Raw genomic sequence first — 20133 nt, 5'->3', positions numbered from 1 at the left:
AATGATTGATCGTTATACAAATGCTGAGATGGGTGCCATATGGTCAGATGAAAATAAATATAAAGCTTGGTTAGAAGTTGAAACATTAGCTAGTGAGGCTTGGGTTGAACTAGGCCATGTTCCAGCAGAAGACGCTGAAAAAATTCGTAAAAATGCTAGTTTTGATATTGATCGTATTTTAGAAATTGAACAAGAAACAAAGCATGATGTCGTTGCCTTTACAAGAGCTGTCTCAGAATCTCTAGGGGAAGAACGTAAGTGGGTTCATTATGGATTAACTTCTACAGATGTAGTTGATACAGCGTATGGATCTATTTTAAAACAGGCTAATGAAATTTTGCGTAAGGATATTGAAGAATTTATGGCTGTTTTAGCTGATAAAGCAGTTGAATATAAAGATACTGTTATGATGGGTAGAACACACGGTGTACATGCTGAACCAACAACATTTGGATTGAAAATTGCATTGTGGTATTCTGAAATGAAACGTCATCAAATTCGTTTTAATGATGCAGCATTAGATGTTGAAGCTGGAAAAATTAGTGGTGCTGTAGGAACATTTGCCAATATCCCAATGTTTGTGGAAACTTATGTTTGTGAGCATCTTGGAATTAGACCTCAAGAAATATCGACACAAGTCTTACCACGAGATTTACATGCTAATTATGTTTCTGAGATGGCTCTTCTTGCAACATCGATTGAAAAAATGGCAACAGAAATTCGTGGATTACAAAAAAGTGAGACACGAGAAGTTGAAGAATATTTCGCTAAAGGCCAAAAAGGTTCATCAGCTATGCCACATAAACGTAATCCAATTGGTTCAGAAAATATTACAGGGTTAGCGCGTGTCATTCGAGGACATATGGTCACTGCCTTCGAAGATGTTACATTATGGCATGAACGAGATATTTCACATAGCTCTGCAGAACGTATTATATTACCCGATACAACTATTTTATTAGATTACATGCTACGTCGCTTTACAAAAATAGTTAAAGAATTAACAGTATTTCCGGAAAATATGAAAAAAAATATGGACCGTACTTTTGGTCTTATTTACAGCCAAAGAGTTTTACTTAAATTAATTGATAGTGGCATGTCTAGAGAGGCTGCATATGATTTAATTCAACCTAAGACGGCAATCTCTTGGGATCAACAAATACAGTTCCGTCCCTTATTAGAAGCAGATGAACAAATAATGTCTGCATTAACTCAAGCAGACTTAGATGATGCTTTTGATTATCATTATCATATTAGAAATGTTGATGCTATTTTCGAACGAATTGGTCTCATTTAAAGAAATATGTAAACCATAAAGTTATTTTAATAGCTTTATGGTTTTTTGTTTGCCATAATACGAACTTTAAATTAAAAAAATATAAAAATAATCGTATTTTACCTTGATAAATTATATAGTAATTGTTAAACTATATTTGTAAAGAACGAACTATTTAGTTAAAAAGTATATTTTTATATGTTTTTATTCTTAAGGGGGCTATTCGCTTGGATCAATTGATTTACGAAGGAAAAGCTAAAGATGTTTATCAAACTAATGATGAAGAAGTATTAAGAATGGTATACAAAAACCAAGCTACCGCACTTAATGGTAAACGGAAAGAAGAAATATTAGGTAAGGGATTATTAAGCCATCAAATATCTGATATTATTTTTTCTTATTTAATGGCAAACGGTATTAAAACACATTTCATTGAAGATGTTTCTAAAACCGAACAATTAGTTAAAAAAGTTGAAATAATTCCAATTGAAGTTGTTTTACGAAATACTATTGCAGGTAGTTTTGCTCGTAAATTTGATCAAGTTGAAGGAACTAAATTAACAGTTCCTGTTATTGAATACTATTATAAGAATGATGCTCTAGACGATCCTGGAATAAATGAGTCACAAATTTTTGCGTTAAATTTTGCGACTAAAATAGAAATGGACGAAATAAAGAAACAAGTCCTTCATATTAATCAGCTACTGTATAAATTATTTAAAGACATCAATATTGATTTAATTGATTTTAAACTTGAATTCGGTCGGTATCATGGGGAACTTATTTTGGCAGATGAATTTTCACCTGATAATGCACGTTTATGGGATTCGAAGACACATAAATCATTAGATAAGGATATTTTCAGAAAAAACCAAGGTAGCATTATTCCAGTATATCAAGATGTTTTAAACCGACTAAAAAATCGAAATGAGGTCAAATAATGTATAGTGTAAAAGTTTACGTTACATATAAAGAATCAGTTTTAGATCCGCAAGGTCAAGCTGTTAATGAAGCGATTAACCGATTAGGATTCTCAGGTGTTAGTGACGTTCGAGTTGGTAAATATTTTGTGTTAAAGGTTGAAGCAACTGAATTAGAGATAGACCAAAAAATTGATGCGATTTGTGATAAATTATTAGCTAATCCAAATATGGAGCAATATCGTTACGAACTTGAAAAAGTGGAGGCTTAATCATGAAATTTGCAGTTGTTGTATTTCCTGGTTCAAATTGTGATTATGATTTACTTCACGCTATTCGGGATGGTTTACATGAACAAGCTGAGTTTGTGTCGTATACAGAGGAATCTCTTGATGGTTTTGATGGTGTATTACTTCCAGGTGGATTTTCATACGGCGATTACTTAAGAAGTGGGGCAATTGCCAGTTTATCACCCATTATGAATGAAGTGAGACGTTTTGCGGATGAAGGTAAACTAGTGTTTGGAACCTGTAATGGATTTCAAATGTTAACGGAAATGCAACTACTTCCAGGTGCATTAATTCAAAATAAAAATATTAAATTTATTTGTAAGCCAGTTACTTTGGAAATTGTTAATAATCAAACGCGTTTTACAACTGATTATAAAACGCAAACGACAATTGAATTACCAATTGCTCATGGCGAGGGTAATTATTATTGTGATGATGAAACATTAGCTTCTCTTAAGAAAAATAATCAAATTATTTTTAGATATCAAGATAACCCAAATGGAAGTATTGATAATATTGCTGGAATTATTAATGAGCGTGGAAATGTACTTGGTATGATGCCGCATCCAGAACGTGCTATTGAAGCATTGCTCGGTTCAACGGACGGCCTAAATTTATTTAAATCGATGTTAACGACATACACAGAGGGAGTGGGTTAATTTGGTTACAAAACAAGAACCGACGGCACAAATAATTGAAGATACCAAATTATATCAAAATTGGGGATTAACTGATTCAGAATATAAGTTAATTAAAGATGATATTTTAAGTCGTCAACCTAACTATACTGAAACTGGTTTATTTTCAGTAATGTGGAGTGAGCATTGTTCTTACAAAAATTCCCGCCCCGTTTTAAAACATTTTCCAAATTCTGGGCCGCAAGTTTTACAAGGACCTGGAGAAGGTGCTGGTGTTATTGATATTGGTGATGGTAAAGCAGTTGTATTTAAAGCTGAAAGCCATAATCATCCCTCAGCTGTTGAACCCTATGAAGGTGCCGCAACAGGTGTCGGCGGTATTATCAGAGATATTTTTTCAATGGGGGCAACACCTATTGCACTTCTTGACAGTTTACGTTTCGGTGAACTAGATAATGAGCACACTAAGTATCTTGTTTCAGAAATTGTAGCTGGTATCGGAGGATACGGTAACTGTATTGGTATTCCAACTGTTGGTGGAGAAATAGGATTTGATCCTTGTTATGAGGGTAACCCACTAGTAAATGCAATGTGTGTTGGACTGATTGATCATAAAAATATTCAAAAAGGCCAGGCAAAAGGTGATGGAAATCTAGTTATTTATGTTGGTGCTAAAACGGGTCGTGATGGTATTCATGGGGCAACGTTTGCTTCTGATGAATTTGCTGATGATAAAGAAACACAGCGTTCAGCTGTTCAAGTTGGTGATCCATTCATGGAAAAATTATTAATGGATGCTTGTCTCGAACTTATTCTAGATCATCCAGACTGGTTAGTTGGTATTCAAGATATGGGAGCTGCTGGATTAGTTTCGTCAACTGCTGAAATGGCCTCGAAAGCTAAATCAGGGATGGTACTTGATTTAGATAACGTTCCACAACGTGAAACTAATATGTCTGCTTACGAAATGATGTTATCTGAATCTCAAGAACGGATGGTTCTTTGTATTAAACCTGAATTTGAAACTAAAGTTATCAATTTATTTAAAAAATATGATTTAGAAGCCGTTAATATCGGGTATGTAACAGAAAATACGGATTATGTTTTAATACATGAGGGAAAAATTGTTGCTAATATTCCCGTTGATTCTTTAGCAAGTGATGCACCAGTCTATCATAAGGAACAAAAAGAACCTGCAAGAATCAGCAAATTTAAAGCGCAGTCTGATTTTATACCTGAAATAGAAAATACGAAGCAAACTTGGTTAGATTTGTTACAACAACCAACAATCGCATCCAAAAAATCATTGTACGAAACGTACGATTCTCAAGTTAAAGTCAATACAGTGGTTAGACCTGGTAGTGATGCAGGTGTTATTCGAATTAGAGAAACTAATAAGGCACTCGCAATGACAACAGATTGTAATGCGCGTTATATTTACTTGAATCCTAAGGTTGGTGGTCAAATTGCTGTTTCTGAAGCAGCGCGTAACATAGTTGCATCTGGTGGACAACCACTCGCTATTACAGATTGCTTAAATTATGGACGTCCTGAAAATCCAGAAATTTTTTGGGAATTTGATCAAAGTGCTATCGGTATTTCTGAAGCATGTGACTTATTTAATACACCTGTTATTTCTGGTAATGTCTCTTTATATAATGAATTTAATGAACAAGCCATTTATCCAACGCCAATGATTGGAATGGTTGGTTTAATTAAAGATGTTAAAAATATAACAACGCAAGATTTTAAACATGCTAATGATTTAATTTATTTAGTGGGTACAACTTATAATGATTTTAATGGTTCAGAAATTCAGAAAATGACTACTAACGAGATTTCCGGAGATATTAAACATTTTGATTTAAAGACTGAACAAAGTAACCAAGCGTTTGTTTTAGAAGCTATCGAATCTGGTTTAGTCGAAAGTGCACATGATTTATCTGAAGGTGGTCTAGCCGTTGCTTTAAGTGAATCCGTATTTAAAAACGATTTAGGTATTGATATTAATGTAAATATGACAGATGCACAACTTTTCTCAGAATCACAATCGCGATTCATTTTATCGATTAAATCAGAAAATAAGACAGATTTTGAAAATTTAATGAATCAAACTGCTGAAAAAATTGGCTGTGTTACAGCAGACCAATTAATTAACGTGACGACAAAAGGGAGTAAGATAACTCTTACAACTTCTGAAGCCAAACAAGTTTGGGAGGATGCAATTCCGTGCCTAATGAAATAAGAAGTTTAAATGAAGAATGTGGTGTTTTTGGTGTTTGGGGAAATGAAGATGCAAATCAGATTACCTATTTTGGTCTGCATAGTTTACAACATCGCGGCCAAGAAGGTGCAGGAATTGTATCAAATGATGAAGGTAAACTAATTGGTTATAGAGGATTAGGATTACTATCAGATGTTTTTAGAAATCCTGAAAAAATAAAAAAATTAACCGGTAATGCAGCTATTGGACATGTACGTTATGCAACGGCCGGTAGTAACGGAATTGATAACATTCAGCCATTTTTATTTGATTTTTACGATACACAGTTTGCCTTAGCCCATAATGGTAATTTAACTAATGCGGTAACGCTTAGAAATGAGTTAGAGCAAGATGGGGCTATTTTCAAATCAAGTTCGGATTCAGAGGTTTTGATGCACTTAATTCGTCGTTCATCACAAGACACTTTGCATGAACAGGTTAAAGACGCATTAAATCAAGTACATGGTGGGTTTGCTTACTTATTAATGACGTCAAACTACATGATTGCGGCACTTGATCCAAATGGATTTAGACCACTATCTATTGGTCAAATGGTAAATGGTGCTTACGTCGTTGCAAGTGAAACCTGTGCTTTAGATTCTGTTGGGGCAGAATTCGTTCGCGATGTGAACCCTGGTGAAATCGTCACTATTACTGACGAAGGGCTATCAATTGACGTTTATACAACTGAAACTAAAATGTCAATTTGTTCAATGGAATATATTTATTTTGCAAGACCGGATTCGGATATTTGTGGGATTAATGTCCATTCTGCTCGTAAAAGAATGGGTCGCAAACTAGCACGAGAAACGGGTATTGATGCAGATATGGTTATTGGTGTACCAAATTCCTCATTGTCTGCAGCTAGTGGTTATGCAGAAGAAAGTGGCATTCCTTATGAAATGGGATTAGTTAAAAATCAATATATTGGCCGGACCTTTATTCAACCCACCCAAAGACTTAGAGAACAAGGGGTGCGAATGAAATTATCAGCTGTTAAAAGCGTGGTTAAGGGTAAAAAGATTATTTTAGTCGATGATTCAATTGTTCGGGGGACAACGAGTAAACACATTGTTAGATTGTTAAAAGAAGCTGGAGCTGCTGAAGTTCATTTGCGAATTGCGTCACCACCTCTTAAATACCCTTGTTTTTATGGGATTGATATTCAAAAGCAATCTGAATTAATTGCCGCAAATAAATCAATTGAAGAAATGAAGGCTATTATTGGGGCAGACTCATTAGCATTTCTAAGTGAAGCTGGATTAATTGCTTCAATTGGTTTGAATTTAGATGCCCCATATTCAGGACTATGTATGGCTTACTTTAATGGTGATTATCCAACGCCATTATATGATTACGAGGATGAGTATTTAGCAAACTTAACGACAGAAAAGTGAGGACTTCAAAATGGTAAATGCTTATCAAAAATCGGGTGTTGATGTGAATGCAGGGTATGACGTCGTTAATCGAATTAATAAACAAATGTCACTGGTAAATGAAACAAGTTCAGTTGGTGGATTTGGAGGACTCTTTGATCTCAGTCGATTAGGTATTATAGAGCCACTTATGGTTTCAGGTACTGATGGCGTTGGCACCAAATTGATGGTTGCCTTTGAAACAAATCGACATGACACAATTGGGATTGATTGTGTGGCTATGTGTGTTAATGACATTGTTGCTCAGGGTGCAACGCCTCTATACTTTTTGGACTACTTAGCGACTGGCAAAACTGAACCTCAAAAAATTGAAAGTATTATTTCTGGGGTAATTAAAGGATGTCAAACAGCACATATGAATCTTATTGGTGGTGAAACAGCTGAAATGCCAGGGATGTATCAAAAAACACATTATGATATGGCCGGATTTGCGGTTGGTGTTGTTGAAAAAAGTCAATTAATAGATGGTCATTCAATTCAAGAAAATGACATTTTAATTGGAATTTCGTCAACCGGTATTCATTCAAATGGATTCTCACTTGTTAGAAAGATATTTCTTGAAGACATGGCTTTTAATTTAGATGAAGCTTTACCAGAAATACCTAATGAATCACTTGCTGAAATATTAATGACACCAACAAAAATTTATGTAGATGATCTGATTCCTTTATTTCAAGATAATTTGATTAAAGGCGCAGCACATATTACAGGTGGTGGCTTTATTGAAAATATACCAAGAATGTTACCAGAAGGGCTAAAAGCAACAATTAATCTAGGATTATGGCCAGTACTACCAATTTTTGATGCCATCTCTAGATACGGTGAGATACCCCATTCAGAGATGTATGAAATTTTTAATATGGGTATTGGAATGGTTTTGGCTGTTGATAAAGCTAACGTTGAACAGGTGCTGACACAATTAAATAAAGAAACTGTACACGCTTATGAAATAGGCAGTATAGAAATTAAAAATACTGATCAAACGGTCGAATTGGTAGGTAAATAAAATGGTCAAAGTAGCAATTTTTGCATCAGGGACCGGTTCTAATTTTGAATTTATTGCAGATAATCAGGCATTAAAAGATGCAGGATTAGAAATTGAAGTTTTAGTTTGTGATCGACCAAAAGCGGCTGTCATTAAAAAGGCAGCACGTAGAGGAATTCCAACCTTTATTATTCAACCTAAAGACTTTGAAAATCGTAGTCATTATGAACAAGTGATTGTTAATGAATTAGCTAAGTATCAAATCGACACCATTTTATTGGCGGGTTATATGCGTGTGATTACAAGTACATTATTGAGTAAGTATCCGATGGAAATTATTAATATTCATCCCGCAATGTTACCCCTTTTTCCAGGTATTCATGGAATTGAGGATGCGTATAAGGCAGGTGTTAGTGTAACTGGTGTGACGATACACTACATTGACGAAGGTGTTGATACGGGGCCAATTATAGCGCAACAAAGTATTCCTATTTTACCAAATGAAACACTTGAACAATTGGAAAGTAAGATTCATGATGTTGAACACCAACTATATCCAAAGGTGATTCTAAATTTATTAAACAATAAAAAGGGAGATTAATAAGATGAAAAGAGCTTTGATAAGTGTATCTGATAAAACTGGTGTTGCAGACTTCGCTCAGGGATTAATCAAACGTGGATTTGAAATTATTTCAACTGGTGGTACGTTTAATATTTTAAAGGATGCCGATATCGCTGTAATTAGAATTGAAGATGTGACTCACTTTCCAGAAATGCTTGATGGACGAGTTAAAACATTACACCCAATGATTCATGGTGGGTTATTAGCAAGGCGTGACAATCCAGCTCATATGGCTAAATTAGAAGAAGAACATATTGCCTTAATCGATTTAGTTTGTGTAAACTTATATCCCTTTAAAGAAACGATTGAAAAACCTGGTATTACTGAGTCAGAAGCTATTGAGCAAATCGATATTGGTGGGCCTTCAATGTTGCGTTCTGCTGCCAAAAATTTTGAATCTGTTTATGTTGTTGTCGATAAAGCTGATTATCCGTCTGTTTTAGATAAACTCGATGATGATAAAATGGATAATCAGTTTCGTCGACAATTAGCAGCTAAAGCGTTTAGACACACGGCTGCATATGATACTTTAATATCATCTTATTTAACAAAAGAATTAGAAATTGAATTTCCTGAAAAATTGTCATTAACATATGATTTCAAACAAGGAATGCGTTATGGTGAAAATGCACATCAAAAAGCGGCTTTCTATCAATCAGCTTTACCAAATGCTTTTTCGATTGCTGCCGCTAAACAATTACATGGTAAAGAGTTATCGTATAACAATATTAAAGATGCCGACGCTGCTTTAAAAGTTGTCTCAGAATTTAAGCAACCTGCTGTCGTTGCGATGAAACATATGAATCCTTGTGGGGTTGGTACTGGAGAAACGATTAATGCTGCATGGAAAAAAGCATTTGATGCTGATAAAACGTCAATTTTCGGAGGCATTATTGCCTTAAATCGTGAAGTTGATTTAGAAACAGCAACTGAATTACATCATTTATTCCTTGAAATTATTATCGCACCAAACTTCACAGATGCTGCATATGATATTTTAGCTAAGAAGAAAAATCTTCGTGTTATGACAATTGATTTCAGTCAAAAGGACCAAGCTGATAAATATGAATATGTCTCAGTGATGGGTGGCTTACTTGTTCAAGAACGTGATCAAGTCATTGACCAAATGGAAGAATTAAAAACGGTAACTGAAAAATTACCAACAAGTGATGAAAAAGAAGCAATATTATTCGCTCAAAGAATTGTGAAGCATGTTAAGAGTAATGCGATTGTAATTGCAACTAAGGATCAAACACTTGGAATTGGTGCGGGTCAAATGAACCGTGTCGGATCGGTTAAAATTGCGTTAGAGCAAGCACTAGAACATGGGATGGTAGAACCATTTGTCTTAGCTTCAGATGCTTACTTCCCAATGGATGATAGTGTTGAATATGCTGCTGATCATGGTATTACGGCAATTATTCAACCGGGAGGGTCAATTAAAGACCAAGAGTCAATTGATATGGCTAATCGCAAAAATATTGCTATGGTATTTAGTGGCCGTCGTCATTTCAAACATTAAATTGTTAAAATGAGTCTATCTTTTTAACCTATGAAAGGATTATTTTAAATAATGAAAATTTTAGTTATTGGTTCTGGCGGACGTGAACATGCCATCGCACGTAAATTTATTGAAAGTGATACTGTCTCAGATGTTTACTGTTTACCCGGAAACCCTGGGATGAATAACAACGGGATTAAATCTGTGGGTATTGATATCACTAATTGGATTGGCATGACAACCTTTGTCCGTGAAAATGACATTGATTGGACTTTTGTTGGACCAGAAATTCCACTGATAGATGGCATAACTGATTTTTTTCGTGAAGAAAACCTAGTTATATATGGGCCTTCAAAAGCCGCTGCCCAGTTAGAGGGGTCAAAGGAATTTGCGAAACAAGTTATGGCGTCAGCCAATATCCCGACAGCTAACTATCAGACATTTACCGATTACCAGACTGCATTAGATTATATGACGCACCAATCATTCCCAATAGTTATTAAAGCAAATGGATTAGCTGGTGGTAAGGGCGTTATTATTGCTCAAGATCTATCAGAAGCAACTGATGCTTTGCGTTCATTTTTAGTCCAACAACAATTTAATACAACAGAAGTATTAATTGAAGAGTACCTTGAGGGTGAAGAATTTTCATTGATGGCATTTATTGATCGAGATAAAGTTTATCCGATGCCAATTTCTCAAGACCATAAACGGGCATTTGAGGGAGATAATGGTCCTAATACCGGCGGAATGGGCGCATATTGTCCAGTTCCACAAATTTCAGAAGATGTTGTTACGGAATCAATTGAAAAAATTGTTCAGCCAACAGCGGATGAAATGATGAAACGTGGTATTCCATTCACAGGTATTTTATATGTGGGAGTAATTTTAACTAAAGACGGTCCAAAAGTAATTGAATACAATGTTCGGTTTGGCGACCCCGAAACTGAAGTCGTATTACCAAGATTAAAAACGGATTTTGCATTAGTTATTTCAAAATTATTGCAGCATGAAAGTCCATCTTTACAATGGGAAACAGAGGGAATCACTCTAGGTGTCGTTATTGCCGCTGATGGGTATCCAGAAAATCCTGAAAAAAATATTACATTACCCAATTTAAGTGACTTTAAGTCACTTTCCAACAGAATTGATTTTGCAGGTGTAAAATTAGTTGATAAGAAATTAGTTAGTGCAGGTGGACGCATTTATATTATGCATGAATCAGGCGTAGACATGGCAGATGCACAACAGAAACTTTATCAGTTAATTGCTGATTTTGAAGCACACAAAACATTTTACAGAATGGATATTGGTTATAGGGCGAATCTAAAATAAAAAAACGTTCATGTTTACTTATAGTACAAGTAAGCATGAACGTTTTATGAGTTTATGACAGATTAATTAGTGACAATTGAAACATTTGCGGCCTGTAAACCACGGCTACCTTCTTTAATTTCAAATGTTACATTTTGACCAGTTCCAAGTACTTTAAATGCGTCAGATTGTATAGCGGTATAATGGACAAATATCTCTTTTTCATCACCATAAGCAATGAATCCATAACCTTTTTGTGCGCTAAACCATTCAACAATGCCAGATTCCATATCAAACGCCTCCCAAAATTGGTCGTAAAGTTTAAGTACTTCTACAGTATAGGTAACTTTAACCAGTAGTGCAACTAATGACAATCGCAGTTTTCTCAGTTATACTTAAAAGAACTTAATATGAAGGGATGATCAATTTGAACGATATAGAAATTGCACAAAAAAACGTGATGAAACCAATCGAAGAAGTAGCTAACGAGATTGGTTTGAAAAAAACTGATATTGAACCATATGGTAATTTTAAGGCAAAAATAAACTTACCTTTAGATTTACCTAAAAATAAAAATTCTAAGTTAATTCTCGTTACAGCAATTAGTCCCACTCCAGCTGGAGAAGGTAAATCAACCGTAACAGTTGGTTTAGGGGATGCTATGCATCGTTTGAATGAGAAAGTTATGATTGCTCTCAGAGAACCTTCTTTAGGTCCTGTTATGGGGATGAAGGGTGGCGCAACTGGTGGTGGTTATTCTCAAGTTGTCCCAATGGAAGATATTAATTTACACTTTACAGGTGATATGCATGCTTTAACAACTGCAAATAATACACTTGCTGCTTTGATTGATAATCATATTCAGCAAGGTAACGATTTAAAAATTGATCAAAGACGTATCATTTGGAAACGAGTACTTGATATTAACGATCGTGCATTACGCCATGTTGTAGTAGGCCTTGGTGGCCCAATGCAAGGGATACCTAGAGAAGATGGATTTGATATTACAGTTGCCAGTGAATTAATGGCTATTTTGTGTTTGTCAAAAGATATTAAAGATCTAAAATCAAGAATCAGTGATATTGTTGTAGCATACAATATAGATAAAAAACCAATTACAGTTGCTGATTTAGGTGTAACTGGTGCAATTAGTTTGTTATTAAAAGATGCAATTAAACCTAATTTAGTTCAGACTTTAGAGCATACACCTGCCATTATTCACGGCGGACCTTTTGCTAATATCGCACATGGCTGTAATAGTGTTCTTGCAACACAAACTGCCTTACAATTGGGCGACTATGCAATTACGGAAGCGGGATTTGGGGCTGACTTAGGTGCTGAAAAATTTCTTGATATCAAAACACCAATCTTAGGTAAGACACCTGATACAATTGTTCTTGTTGCTACAATCCGCGCTTTGAAAATGCATGGCGGAGTTGCTAAAACTGAATTGAATACTGAAAATGTTGCTGCTTTAAAAGCAGGATTTGTTAATTTAAAGAAGCATGTTGAAAGTATGCAGCGTTATGGCATTCCAGTTGTTGTTGCTATTAACAAGTTTACTGCTGATACAGATCTTGAAGTCCAAACTTTGATTGAACTTACCTCTGAAATTGGTGTTTCCGCTATACCTGCAGATGTTTGGGGACAAGGTGGTGCCGGTGCTCTTGATTTAGCAAAAAAGGTGATTGAAACAACGAATGAGATTCATGAATTTAAAGCATTGTACGAGGCTGATGATTCTGCTGAAACTAAAATTGAAAAAATTGTTAAAACGATTTATGGTGGCGCTAAAGTTGAATATGCACCTAAAGCAAAACAGCAATTACGTCAGTTTAAAGAATTGGGATGGGATAAATTACCTATTTGTATGGCAAAAACACAGTATTCATTGTCAGATAATGCTAAACTGTTAGGAGCACCTACGGAATTTACAATTCATATACGTGAATTTAATCCTAAATTAGGATCGCGTTTCTTAGTTGCACTAACTGGAAATGTCCTAACGATGCCTGGATTACCTAAAGATCCAGCTGCAAATCATATGGATATTGACGATAATGGCCTAATTTCAGGGTTATATTAATTAAGAATTAAGAGGATTTAATATGATTTTATATGCATTATTAGCAATAATTATTTTAGTTGTAGATCAAGTAGTGAAATACGTGGTTTCAGCTAATATTGCGTTGAACACGAGTCAAACAGTTATACCTAATTTTTTATCGATTGCTAATATTAGAAACGATGGTGCAGCTTGGAGTTTACTGGCTGGAAAACAATGGTTCTTTTTTATTGTTTCTGTTTTAGCATTAGGATTAATGATTTATTACTTTTATAAATATAGAACAAACATGGGCTATAAGTTCAGCATTACATTGATGATTGCTGGAACATTAGGCAACTTTATTGATCGATTGAGATTTGGTTATGTTGTTGATATGTTTCAAACAGATTTTGTTAACTTTCCAATTTTTAACGTGGCGGATACTGCGTTAACAGTTGGCGTTATCATTTTATTAATAATTGTTTTAAAGGAAGACGATAAATGACAGAATTAGTAATTCAAGATGAGACAGGACGTCTCGATAAGGTTATTGCGAAGTTAATGCCTGAAATATCTAGATCAAAAGTACAACGCTGGATTGAAAGTGGCGATATTTTAGTTAATGGTAAAACAGAAAAGACTAAATATGCCGTCCAACCAGGAGATAAAATTAATTTAGTAGAACCTGAACCAGTTGAGTTAGATTTAATACCACAAGATATCCCATTAGACATTGTTTATGAAGATGATGATGTTATTGTTGTGAATAAACCGCAAGGTATGGTTGTTCATCCATCACCGGGGCATGCAGATGGTACATTAGTTAATGCATTATTATTCCATAGTCCTTTATCAACAATTAATGGTGCCTTTAGACCAGGAATTGTTCATCGAATTGATAAGGATACTTCTGGACTTTTAATGGTTGCTAAAAATGATAAAGCACATCAATCATTAGCTGCTCAATTGAAAGCAAAAACGAATATTCGTGAATATATTGCTTTAGTACACCAACCGATTAAAGAAGAATCAGGAATTATTAAAGCACCACTCGGTCGTTCACCAAAAGATCGTATGAAGCAAGCGGTTGTTAAAGATGGACGTCCAGCAGTGACACATTTTAAAGTGGAAAAAAATTATGAAAACTACTCACTTATTAAGTGTCAGTTAGAAACAGGTCGTACACATCAAATTCGTGTTCACATGCAATATATTGGGCACCCAGTTGTAGGTGATCCCTTATATGGGTCACGTAAAACAATTAAAGGGCATGGTCAATTTTTACATGCAGCTAAGCTTGGATTTAAGCATCCAACAACGGGTAAAGAGCTTATTTTTGAAGTACCAATCCCACCTATTTTTAAAAGTACGCTGGATTATCTTGACAAAACAAACGCTATCAGGTAACATGAAAATCAATAAAGTTCCTTTAAAATAGTCCTGTGAGACTAAAAGGTAATGTGCGAATAGATTTCTTTTCTAGAAGTCTGCCTCTTAGTCTAAGTATTTTTAGATTAGGGGGCTTTTTTATTGGAAAAAAGGAGGAATACTAGATGGCAAAAGAAGTAGTAGATTCGTTAGGTATGAAACGTGCTTTAACCAGAATGACATACGAAATTATTGAAAAGAATAAAGGTATTGATAATCTGGTACTGATTGGAATCAAAACAAGAGGCATCTATTTAGCAAGACGAATTGCGGATCGCTTAAAACAACTTGAAGGTGCTGATGTTTCAGTGGGTTCACTAGATATTGCACTTTATCGTGATGACCGACATGATGCAAGTTTAGGTAATGAACCAACTGTTAATACGCAAGGTGAACAAATTGATTTTGATATTACAGGTAAGCAAGTTATATTAATTGATGATGTTTTATATACTGGACGTACAATTAGAGCTGCACTTGATGCTTTAATGGATCAAGGAAGACCTCAAACTATTAATTTAGCCGTTCTTGTTGATCGAGGCCATAGAGAATTACCAATAAGAGCTGATTATGTTGGGAAAAATATTCCTACCTCGTCAGATGAACAAGTATCAGTTTCAGTAGAAGAAATTGATGGCAAAGACTCAATTGAAATTGAAAGAATTAAATAATAAATCGTTAAGATGTTCCAGAGAGAGCAAACGATTTAGAAATCTATTAGGGAATAACGTAGGCCCAAACTAGATTTCAACTTCGAACGCATCTCTCTATAGAGGTGCGTTTTTTATATAGAAAGGAAATGAGAAAATGAAAGAAAAGTTTAGAAATGATGATGCTGTACTTGATATCCATGATAGACCATCATTTGGGCAATGGATGGGATTATCAATTCAACATTTGTTCACGATGTTTGGAGCAACAGTTTTAGTACCTATTCTAGTCGGTTTGAACCCAAGTATTGCTTTATTTAGTTCAGGTGTAGGTACTTTGGTTTATATCGGAATTACAAATGGTAAAATTCCAGCTTACCTTGGTTCAAGTTTTGCTTTTATTGCGGTTATGCAAATGTTAATGAAAACATCCGGTTATCCGGCGGTTGCTCAAGGAACGATTGCAGCTGGATTAGTTTATCTGATTGTTTCAATTATTATCGGAAAAGTTGGTTCAGGTTGGCTTGATCGTATTTTACCACCAGTTGTCGTGGGGCCAGTTGTCATGGTCATCGGATTATCTATGGCAACAACAGCAGCAAGTAACGCGATGTTAAAATCGGGTACTTATGATATTAAATATGTTTGGGTCGCAATCTTCACCCTGGCCATTACAATATTTTTCAATATGTATCTTAAAGGATTCATTAGTTTAATTCCCATTTTATTAGGAATTGTCTGTGGCTACATTATGGCCGTCTTATGTGGAATCGTTGATTTTTCTACGGTAGAAAAGGCAAATTGGCTTACATTACCTGCATTCGATGTTGCATTTATAAATTACCAACCTAAAATTTATTGGAGCGCCATTATTGGTATGGCACCAATCGCATTTGTCACAATGACTGAGCATATGGGTCATATAATGGTTTTAAATAAATTAACGAAAAGAAACTTTTTCAAGGATCCTGGACTAAATAGAACCCTTTTCGGTGATGGTGTATCATCAATTATTGCTGGATTTGTTGGAGGTCCTCCAACAACTTCGTACGGTGAAAATATTGGTGTTTTAGCCATGACTAAGGTTCATAGTATTTGGGTGATTGGTGGCGCCGCATTCTTCGCCATTGTCTTTAGTTTCGTTGGAAAAATTAGTGCTTTGATTCAAAGTATTCCAGGACCAGTTATTGGTGGTATTAGTTTTCTACTCTTTGGTGTTATTGCTTCAAGTGGGTTAAGAATCTTAATCGATAATCAAATTGATTATGATAAAAAGCATAATCTGATGATTACTGCCAGTATCCTAGTGTTAGGAATTGGTGGCATGTACTTAAAAGTAGGCGATTTACAATTAACAAGTATTGCACTTGCAACAGTAGTAGGTATTGCACTAAACCTTATTTTACCTAAAGAAGCTAAAAGCGAAAAATAATAGGAGATGATATTTTGTTAGATAAAAAGACAAATTTAGTTCAGTTACAACATTTAGTATCAATCGAGGATCTATCTACAGAAGAAGTTGAAGCATTAATTGAAAGAGCTGAAAAGTTTAAACGAAATCCGTCATTATTTAACTTAAAACATCCTATCTTTACAACAAATTTATTTTTTGAAAATAGTACCAGAACACATAGTAGCTTTGAAGTAGCTGAGCAACGTATGAAATTAAACATTGTCTCATTTAATCCAAGTATTAGTGCACTCAGTAAAGGTGAAACTTTATACGATACTGTTTTAACAATGGGTGCTATTGGGACTCAAATCGCAGTTATCCGCCATCCTGAGAATGAATATTATCAACAATTAATTGGTGATAATGATTTGGGAGTTGGTATTATCAATGGTGGAGATGGGAGTGGACAACATCCTTCACAATGTTTACTCGATATGATGACGATTAAAGAAGAGTTTGGGACATTTAAAGACTTAAAAGTTGCAATTGTAGGAGATTTAACTAATTCGAGAGTTGCTAAAAGTAATATGCAATTATTAAAAAAATTAGGTGCTTCATTATACTTTTCAGGTCCAAAGGAATGGTTTTCTGAAGAATTTGAAGCATACGGTCAGTATTTAGAAATGGACGAATTAGTTGGTGAAGTTGATGTTATGATGATGCTACGTGTCCAACATGAGCGTCATACGGATGATAGTAAATTTTCGAAAAAGAATTATCATGAAAAATTTGGATTAAGTATTGAACGCGGTAAAAAATTAAAAAAACAAACAATTATTATGCATCCGGGTCCGATTAATAGAGATGTAGAATTAGCCAGTGAATTAGTTGAATGTGAACAATCACGATTTGTAAAACAAATGACGAATGGGGTATTTGTTAGAATGGCCATTTTAGAAGCTGTCATTAACGGACGTCATTTAATGGAGGCTAATAGAGCATGAAGAAATTAATTAAAAACGGAACCGTTTTTTTGAATCATAGTTTTAGCCAACAAGATATCTTGATTGAAGACGACAAAATTAAAGCAATTGGCACTAATTTAGCTGATGAACTGTTAAATGTTGATTTAGTTATTGATGCAGAACATTTAATTGTTGTACCCGGGTTAATTGACGTTCATGTCCATTACAGGGAACCTGGATTTGAATACAAAGAGACGATTAAGACAGGAAGTCAGGCCGCTGCCCGAGGTGGTTTTACCACAGTAGGAGCCATGCCTAATTTAGATCCTGTTCCTGATACGTTAGAACATTTTGCTGAAATAAAGCGACGTAATCAAAAAGACGGACAAGTACATATTTCCCAATATGCTGCAATTACCAAAGGTAGAACTTCTGAAGAATTAGTAAATTTTGGAGAATTAAAAAAAGCCGGGGCATTCGCCTTTACAAATGATGGCTCAGGTATTCAGACAGCTGGAACAATGTATCTTGCAATGAAAGAAGCAGTAAAGGTTAATTTACCACTTGTCTCTCATGTTGAAGATAACTCATTATTATTTGGTGGCGTCATGAACGAAGGTGTTCGTGCAAAAAATCTAGGGCTACCTGGTATTATGGGGGTTGTAGAATCATCACAATTAGCCCGAGATTTAATGCTTGCACAAAAAACGGGTGTTCACTATCATATGTGTCACGTTTCTACAAAAGAAAGTGTGGAATTAATTCGACTTGCTAAGAGTCATGGAATTAATGTTTCCTGTGAAGTTTCACCACATCATTTATTATTAACGGATTCAGACATTCATATGGATAATGGTAATTTTAAAATGAACCCCCCATTACGAACTGAAGAAGATCGCCTAGCTTTGATCGAGGGATTATTAGATGGCACAATCGATATGATTGCGACAGATCATGCACCACATAGTGAAGATGAAAAACGCGGTAGCATGCTTAATGCCGCTTTTGGTATAACTGGAAGTGAAACGGCCTTTCCGTTGTTATATACAAGAATGGTTAAAACAGGGATTTTAACATTAGCCCAACTTATTGTTCTAATGAGTGAAGCGCCAGCCAAACAGTTTAATCTAAATGGTGGTACGTTTGAGCCTGGTTCAGTAGCAGATATTGCAATTTTTGATATCAAAAATGAGCAAACAATTAATGAAGCAGATTATGTCTCAAAAGGTAAAAATAGTCCTTTTACAGGGCAAAAAATTTATGGGAAAACAATGTTAACGCTAGTTAGCGGTGAAATCAAATATGATAGTCGAAAGGTTGAGTAAATCATGAAACGATTCTTAATTTTAGAAGACGGAAGTATTTTTAAAGGATTTAGTTTTGGAGCAATGGCCTCAACTACTGGCGAAGTCGTTTTTACGACTGGAATGACAGGGTACCAAGAAACGATTACAGATCAATCATTCAGTAATCAAATTATCACGTTTACTAATCCTATTATTGGTAATTATGGTGTTAATTTGGATGATTATGAATCAATAGAACCTTCATGCAAGGGCGTTATCGTTAATAATGTTGCTAGGGTTTCTAGCAATTGGCGTCAACAATTAACCTTAGATGAATTTTTAAAACAGAAGGATATTCCTGGAATATATGGCATTGATACACGCGAATTAACAAAGAAATTACGAAATGTAGGAACGATGAAAGGAAGCATTATTGATTCCGATGCTGATTTAAATCATGCCTTTGATGCAATGAGTGCAACTGTACTCAACCAAAATATCGTCCAACAAGTTTCAACGATTAAACCCTATCCTAATCCTGGAACAAAATTAAACATTGTATTAGTCGATTTTGGGTTAAAGCACAGTATTTTGCGAGAGTTATCTAAGCGTGATTGCAACGTAATTGTTTTACCGTATAATGCAACTGCAAAACAAATATCTGATTTACAACCTGATGGTGTCCTATTATCGAATGGGCCAGGGGATCCCAAAACTTTACCGGAGGTTGTTGAGATGATCAAAATGATACAACCTAAATTTCCGATTTTTGGTATTTGTTTAGGACATCAGTTACTAGCACTAGCAAACGGTGCAGATACATATAAAATGAAATTCGGACATCGTGGATTTAATCATCCGGTTAGAGAAATTGCAACTGGACGAATTGATTTCACCTCACAAAATCATGGATTTGCGGTGGATAGCGATTCTATCGATTCAGATAAACTGATAGTGACACATCGTGAAATTAATGACGAGTCTGTTGAAGGAATTAAACATAAAACTGATCCAGCATTTAGTGTCCAATTTCATCCGGATGCTGCGCCTGGTCCACATGATGCAGATTATTTATTTGATGAATTTATTGAAATGATAAACCGAGTTGGGAGAAAATAA

Annotated in this window: 19 protein-coding genes; 18 read left to right on the top strand and 1 reads right to left on the bottom strand. The window is 35.0% G+C overall.

Annotated features, from left to right (window positions below; translation table 11 throughout):
- Position 1 precedes the first annotated feature (1 nt).
- The 10 genes from purB to purD all read left to right on the top strand — a co-directional run bounded on the left by purB (position 2) and on the right by purD (position 11266).
- Positions 2-1297, top strand: a complete 1296-nt coding sequence (gene purB / locus AC1RPR_RS02575; protein WP_481761299.1) for an adenylosuccinate lyase — start codon at positions 2-4, stop codon at positions 1295-1297.
- Positions 1298-1497: 200 nt separating this feature from the next.
- Complete coding sequence (gene purC / locus AC1RPR_RS02570) at positions 1498-2217, top strand: phosphoribosylaminoimidazolesuccinocarboxamide synthase (protein WP_481761407.1); 720 nt, start codon at positions 1498-1500, stop codon at positions 2215-2217.
- Positions 2217-2468 carry a phosphoribosylformylglycinamidine synthase subunit PurS gene (gene purS / locus AC1RPR_RS02565; RefSeq protein WP_409022561.1) on the top strand — a complete coding sequence of 84 codons (252 nt, stop codon included), beginning with the start codon at positions 2217-2219 and terminating at the stop codon, positions 2466-2468. The genes purC and purS overlap by 1 nt, the downstream gene beginning before the upstream one ends.
- Before the next feature lie 2 nt (positions 2469-2470).
- Complete coding sequence (purQ, locus tag AC1RPR_RS02560) at positions 2471-3145, top strand: phosphoribosylformylglycinamidine synthase subunit PurQ (RefSeq protein WP_481761300.1); 675 nt, start codon at positions 2471-2473, stop codon at positions 3143-3145.
- A gap of 1 nt (position 3146) precedes the next feature.
- The gene (gene purL / locus AC1RPR_RS02555) at positions 3147-5369 is read left to right on the top strand and encodes a phosphoribosylformylglycinamidine synthase subunit PurL (RefSeq protein ID WP_481761301.1); all 2223 of its coding nucleotides are present in this window, start codon (positions 3147-3149) and stop codon (positions 5367-5369) included.
- The gene (purF, locus tag AC1RPR_RS02550; protein ID WP_481761302.1) at positions 5354-6784 is read left to right on the top strand and encodes an amidophosphoribosyltransferase; all 1431 of its coding nucleotides are present in this window, start codon (positions 5354-5356) and stop codon (positions 6782-6784) included. Before purL ends, purF begins: the two co-directional genes overlap by 16 nt.
- Positions 6785-6794: 10 nt before the next feature.
- Positions 6795-7829, top strand: coding sequence for a phosphoribosylformylglycinamidine cyclo-ligase (gene purM, locus AC1RPR_RS02545; RefSeq protein ID WP_481761303.1), 1035 nt, complete (start codon positions 6795-6797; stop codon positions 7827-7829).
- 1 nt (position 7830) lies between these two features.
- Positions 7831-8409, top strand: a complete 579-nt coding sequence (gene purN, locus AC1RPR_RS02540; protein ID WP_481761304.1) for a phosphoribosylglycinamide formyltransferase — start codon at positions 7831-7833, stop codon at positions 8407-8409.
- Between the two features lie 4 nt (positions 8410-8413).
- Positions 8414-9952, top strand: coding sequence for a bifunctional phosphoribosylaminoimidazolecarboxamide formyltransferase/IMP cyclohydrolase (gene purH / locus AC1RPR_RS02535; protein WP_481761305.1), 1539 nt, complete (start codon positions 8414-8416; stop codon positions 9950-9952).
- Positions 9953-10003: 51 nt separating this feature from the next.
- Positions 10004-11266: a phosphoribosylamine--glycine ligase gene (purD, locus tag AC1RPR_RS02530; protein WP_481761306.1), complete on the top strand. Its 1263-nt coding sequence runs from the start codon at positions 10004-10006 to the stop codon at positions 11264-11266.
- Positions 11267-11328: 62 nt separating this feature from the next.
- Here the strand turns inward: purD and AC1RPR_RS02525 are convergent, their stop codons facing one another.
- Positions 11329-11535, bottom strand: a complete 207-nt coding sequence (locus AC1RPR_RS02525; RefSeq protein ID WP_409022794.1) for a cold shock domain-containing protein — start codon at positions 11533-11535, stop codon at positions 11329-11331.
- 137 nt (positions 11536-11672) lie between these two features.
- Between AC1RPR_RS02525 and AC1RPR_RS02520 the strand changes: the two genes are divergently transcribed.
- The 8 genes from AC1RPR_RS02520 (at position 11673) to AC1RPR_RS02485 (ending at position 20133) form a co-directional block, all read left to right on the top strand.
- Positions 11673-13331: a formate--tetrahydrofolate ligase gene (locus AC1RPR_RS02520; protein ID WP_481761307.1), complete on the top strand. Its 1659-nt coding sequence runs from the start codon at positions 11673-11675 to the stop codon at positions 13329-13331.
- 22 nt (positions 13332-13353) lie between these two features.
- Positions 13354-13797 carry a signal peptidase II gene (gene lspA / locus AC1RPR_RS02515; protein ID WP_481761308.1) on the top strand — a complete coding sequence of 148 codons (444 nt, stop codon included), beginning with the start codon at positions 13354-13356 and terminating at the stop codon, positions 13795-13797.
- On the top strand, positions 13794-14699 hold the full coding sequence (locus AC1RPR_RS02510) for an RluA family pseudouridine synthase (protein ID WP_409022551.1): 906 nt from the start codon (positions 13794-13796) through the stop codon (positions 14697-14699). Before lspA ends, AC1RPR_RS02510 begins: the two co-directional genes overlap by 4 nt.
- 146 nt (positions 14700-14845) lie before the next feature.
- A complete protein-coding gene (gene pyrR, locus AC1RPR_RS02505; RefSeq protein ID WP_481761309.1) occupies positions 14846-15391 on the top strand; it encodes a bifunctional pyr operon transcriptional regulator/uracil phosphoribosyltransferase PyrR in 546 nt (181 codons plus the stop codon).
- Positions 15392-15527: 136 nt separating this feature from the next.
- On the top strand, positions 15528-16802 hold the full coding sequence (locus AC1RPR_RS02500; RefSeq protein WP_481761310.1) for a solute carrier family 23 protein: 1275 nt from the start codon (positions 15528-15530) through the stop codon (positions 16800-16802).
- A gap of 14 nt (positions 16803-16816) precedes the next feature.
- Positions 16817-17767 carry an aspartate carbamoyltransferase catalytic subunit gene (locus AC1RPR_RS02495; RefSeq protein ID WP_481761311.1) on the top strand — a complete coding sequence of 317 codons (951 nt, stop codon included), beginning with the start codon at positions 16817-16819 and terminating at the stop codon, positions 17765-17767.
- Entirely contained in the window at positions 17764-19053 is a 1290-nt protein-coding gene (locus tag AC1RPR_RS02490) for a dihydroorotase (protein ID WP_481761312.1), read from the top strand. The genes AC1RPR_RS02495 and AC1RPR_RS02490 overlap by 4 nt, the downstream gene beginning before the upstream one ends.
- Positions 19054-19056: 3 nt before the next feature.
- Positions 19057-20133 carry a carbamoyl phosphate synthase small subunit gene (locus AC1RPR_RS02485; protein WP_481761313.1) on the top strand — a complete coding sequence of 359 codons (1077 nt, stop codon included), beginning with the start codon at positions 19057-19059 and terminating at the stop codon, positions 20131-20133.

The organism is Dellaglioa sp. CoH-57-MRSF-22, assembly GCF_056781895.1.
This window is presented reverse-complemented; position numbering and strand designations above follow the sequence as displayed.

Coding starts and splice junctions, on each gene's coding strand:
- purB (WP_481761299.1), top strand. CDS start 2: ATGATTGATCGTTATACAAATGCTGAGATGGGTGCCATATGGTCAGAT.
- purS (WP_409022561.1), top strand. CDS start 2,217: ATGTATAGTGTAAAAGTTTACGTTACATATAAAGAATCAGTTTTAGAT.
- purQ (WP_481761300.1), top strand. CDS start 2,471: ATGAAATTTGCAGTTGTTGTATTTCCTGGTTCAAATTGTGATTATGAT.
- purM (WP_481761303.1), top strand. CDS start 6,795: ATGGTAAATGCTTATCAAAAATCGGGTGTTGATGTGAATGCAGGGTAT.
- purN (WP_481761304.1), top strand. CDS start 7,831: ATGGTCAAAGTAGCAATTTTTGCATCAGGGACCGGTTCTAATTTTGAA.
- purH (WP_481761305.1), top strand. CDS start 8,414: ATGAAAAGAGCTTTGATAAGTGTATCTGATAAAACTGGTGTTGCAGAC.
- purD (WP_481761306.1), top strand. CDS start 10,004: ATGAAAATTTTAGTTATTGGTTCTGGCGGACGTGAACATGCCATCGCA.
- AC1RPR_RS02525 (WP_409022794.1), bottom strand. CDS start 11,535: ATGGAATCTGGCATTGTTGAATGGTTTAGCGCACAAAAAGGTTATGGA.
- lspA (WP_481761308.1), top strand. CDS start 13,354: ATGATTTTATATGCATTATTAGCAATAATTATTTTAGTTGTAGATCAA.
- AC1RPR_RS02510 (WP_409022551.1), top strand. CDS start 13,794: ATGACAGAATTAGTAATTCAAGATGAGACAGGACGTCTCGATAAGGTT.
- pyrR (WP_481761309.1), top strand. CDS start 14,846: ATGGCAAAAGAAGTAGTAGATTCGTTAGGTATGAAACGTGCTTTAACC.
- AC1RPR_RS02500 (WP_481761310.1), top strand. CDS start 15,528: ATGAAAGAAAAGTTTAGAAATGATGATGCTGTACTTGATATCCATGAT.
- AC1RPR_RS02490 (WP_481761312.1), top strand. CDS start 17,764: ATGAAGAAATTAATTAAAAACGGAACCGTTTTTTTGAATCATAGTTTT.
- AC1RPR_RS02485 (WP_481761313.1), top strand. CDS start 19,057: ATGAAACGATTCTTAATTTTAGAAGACGGAAGTATTTTTAAAGGATTT.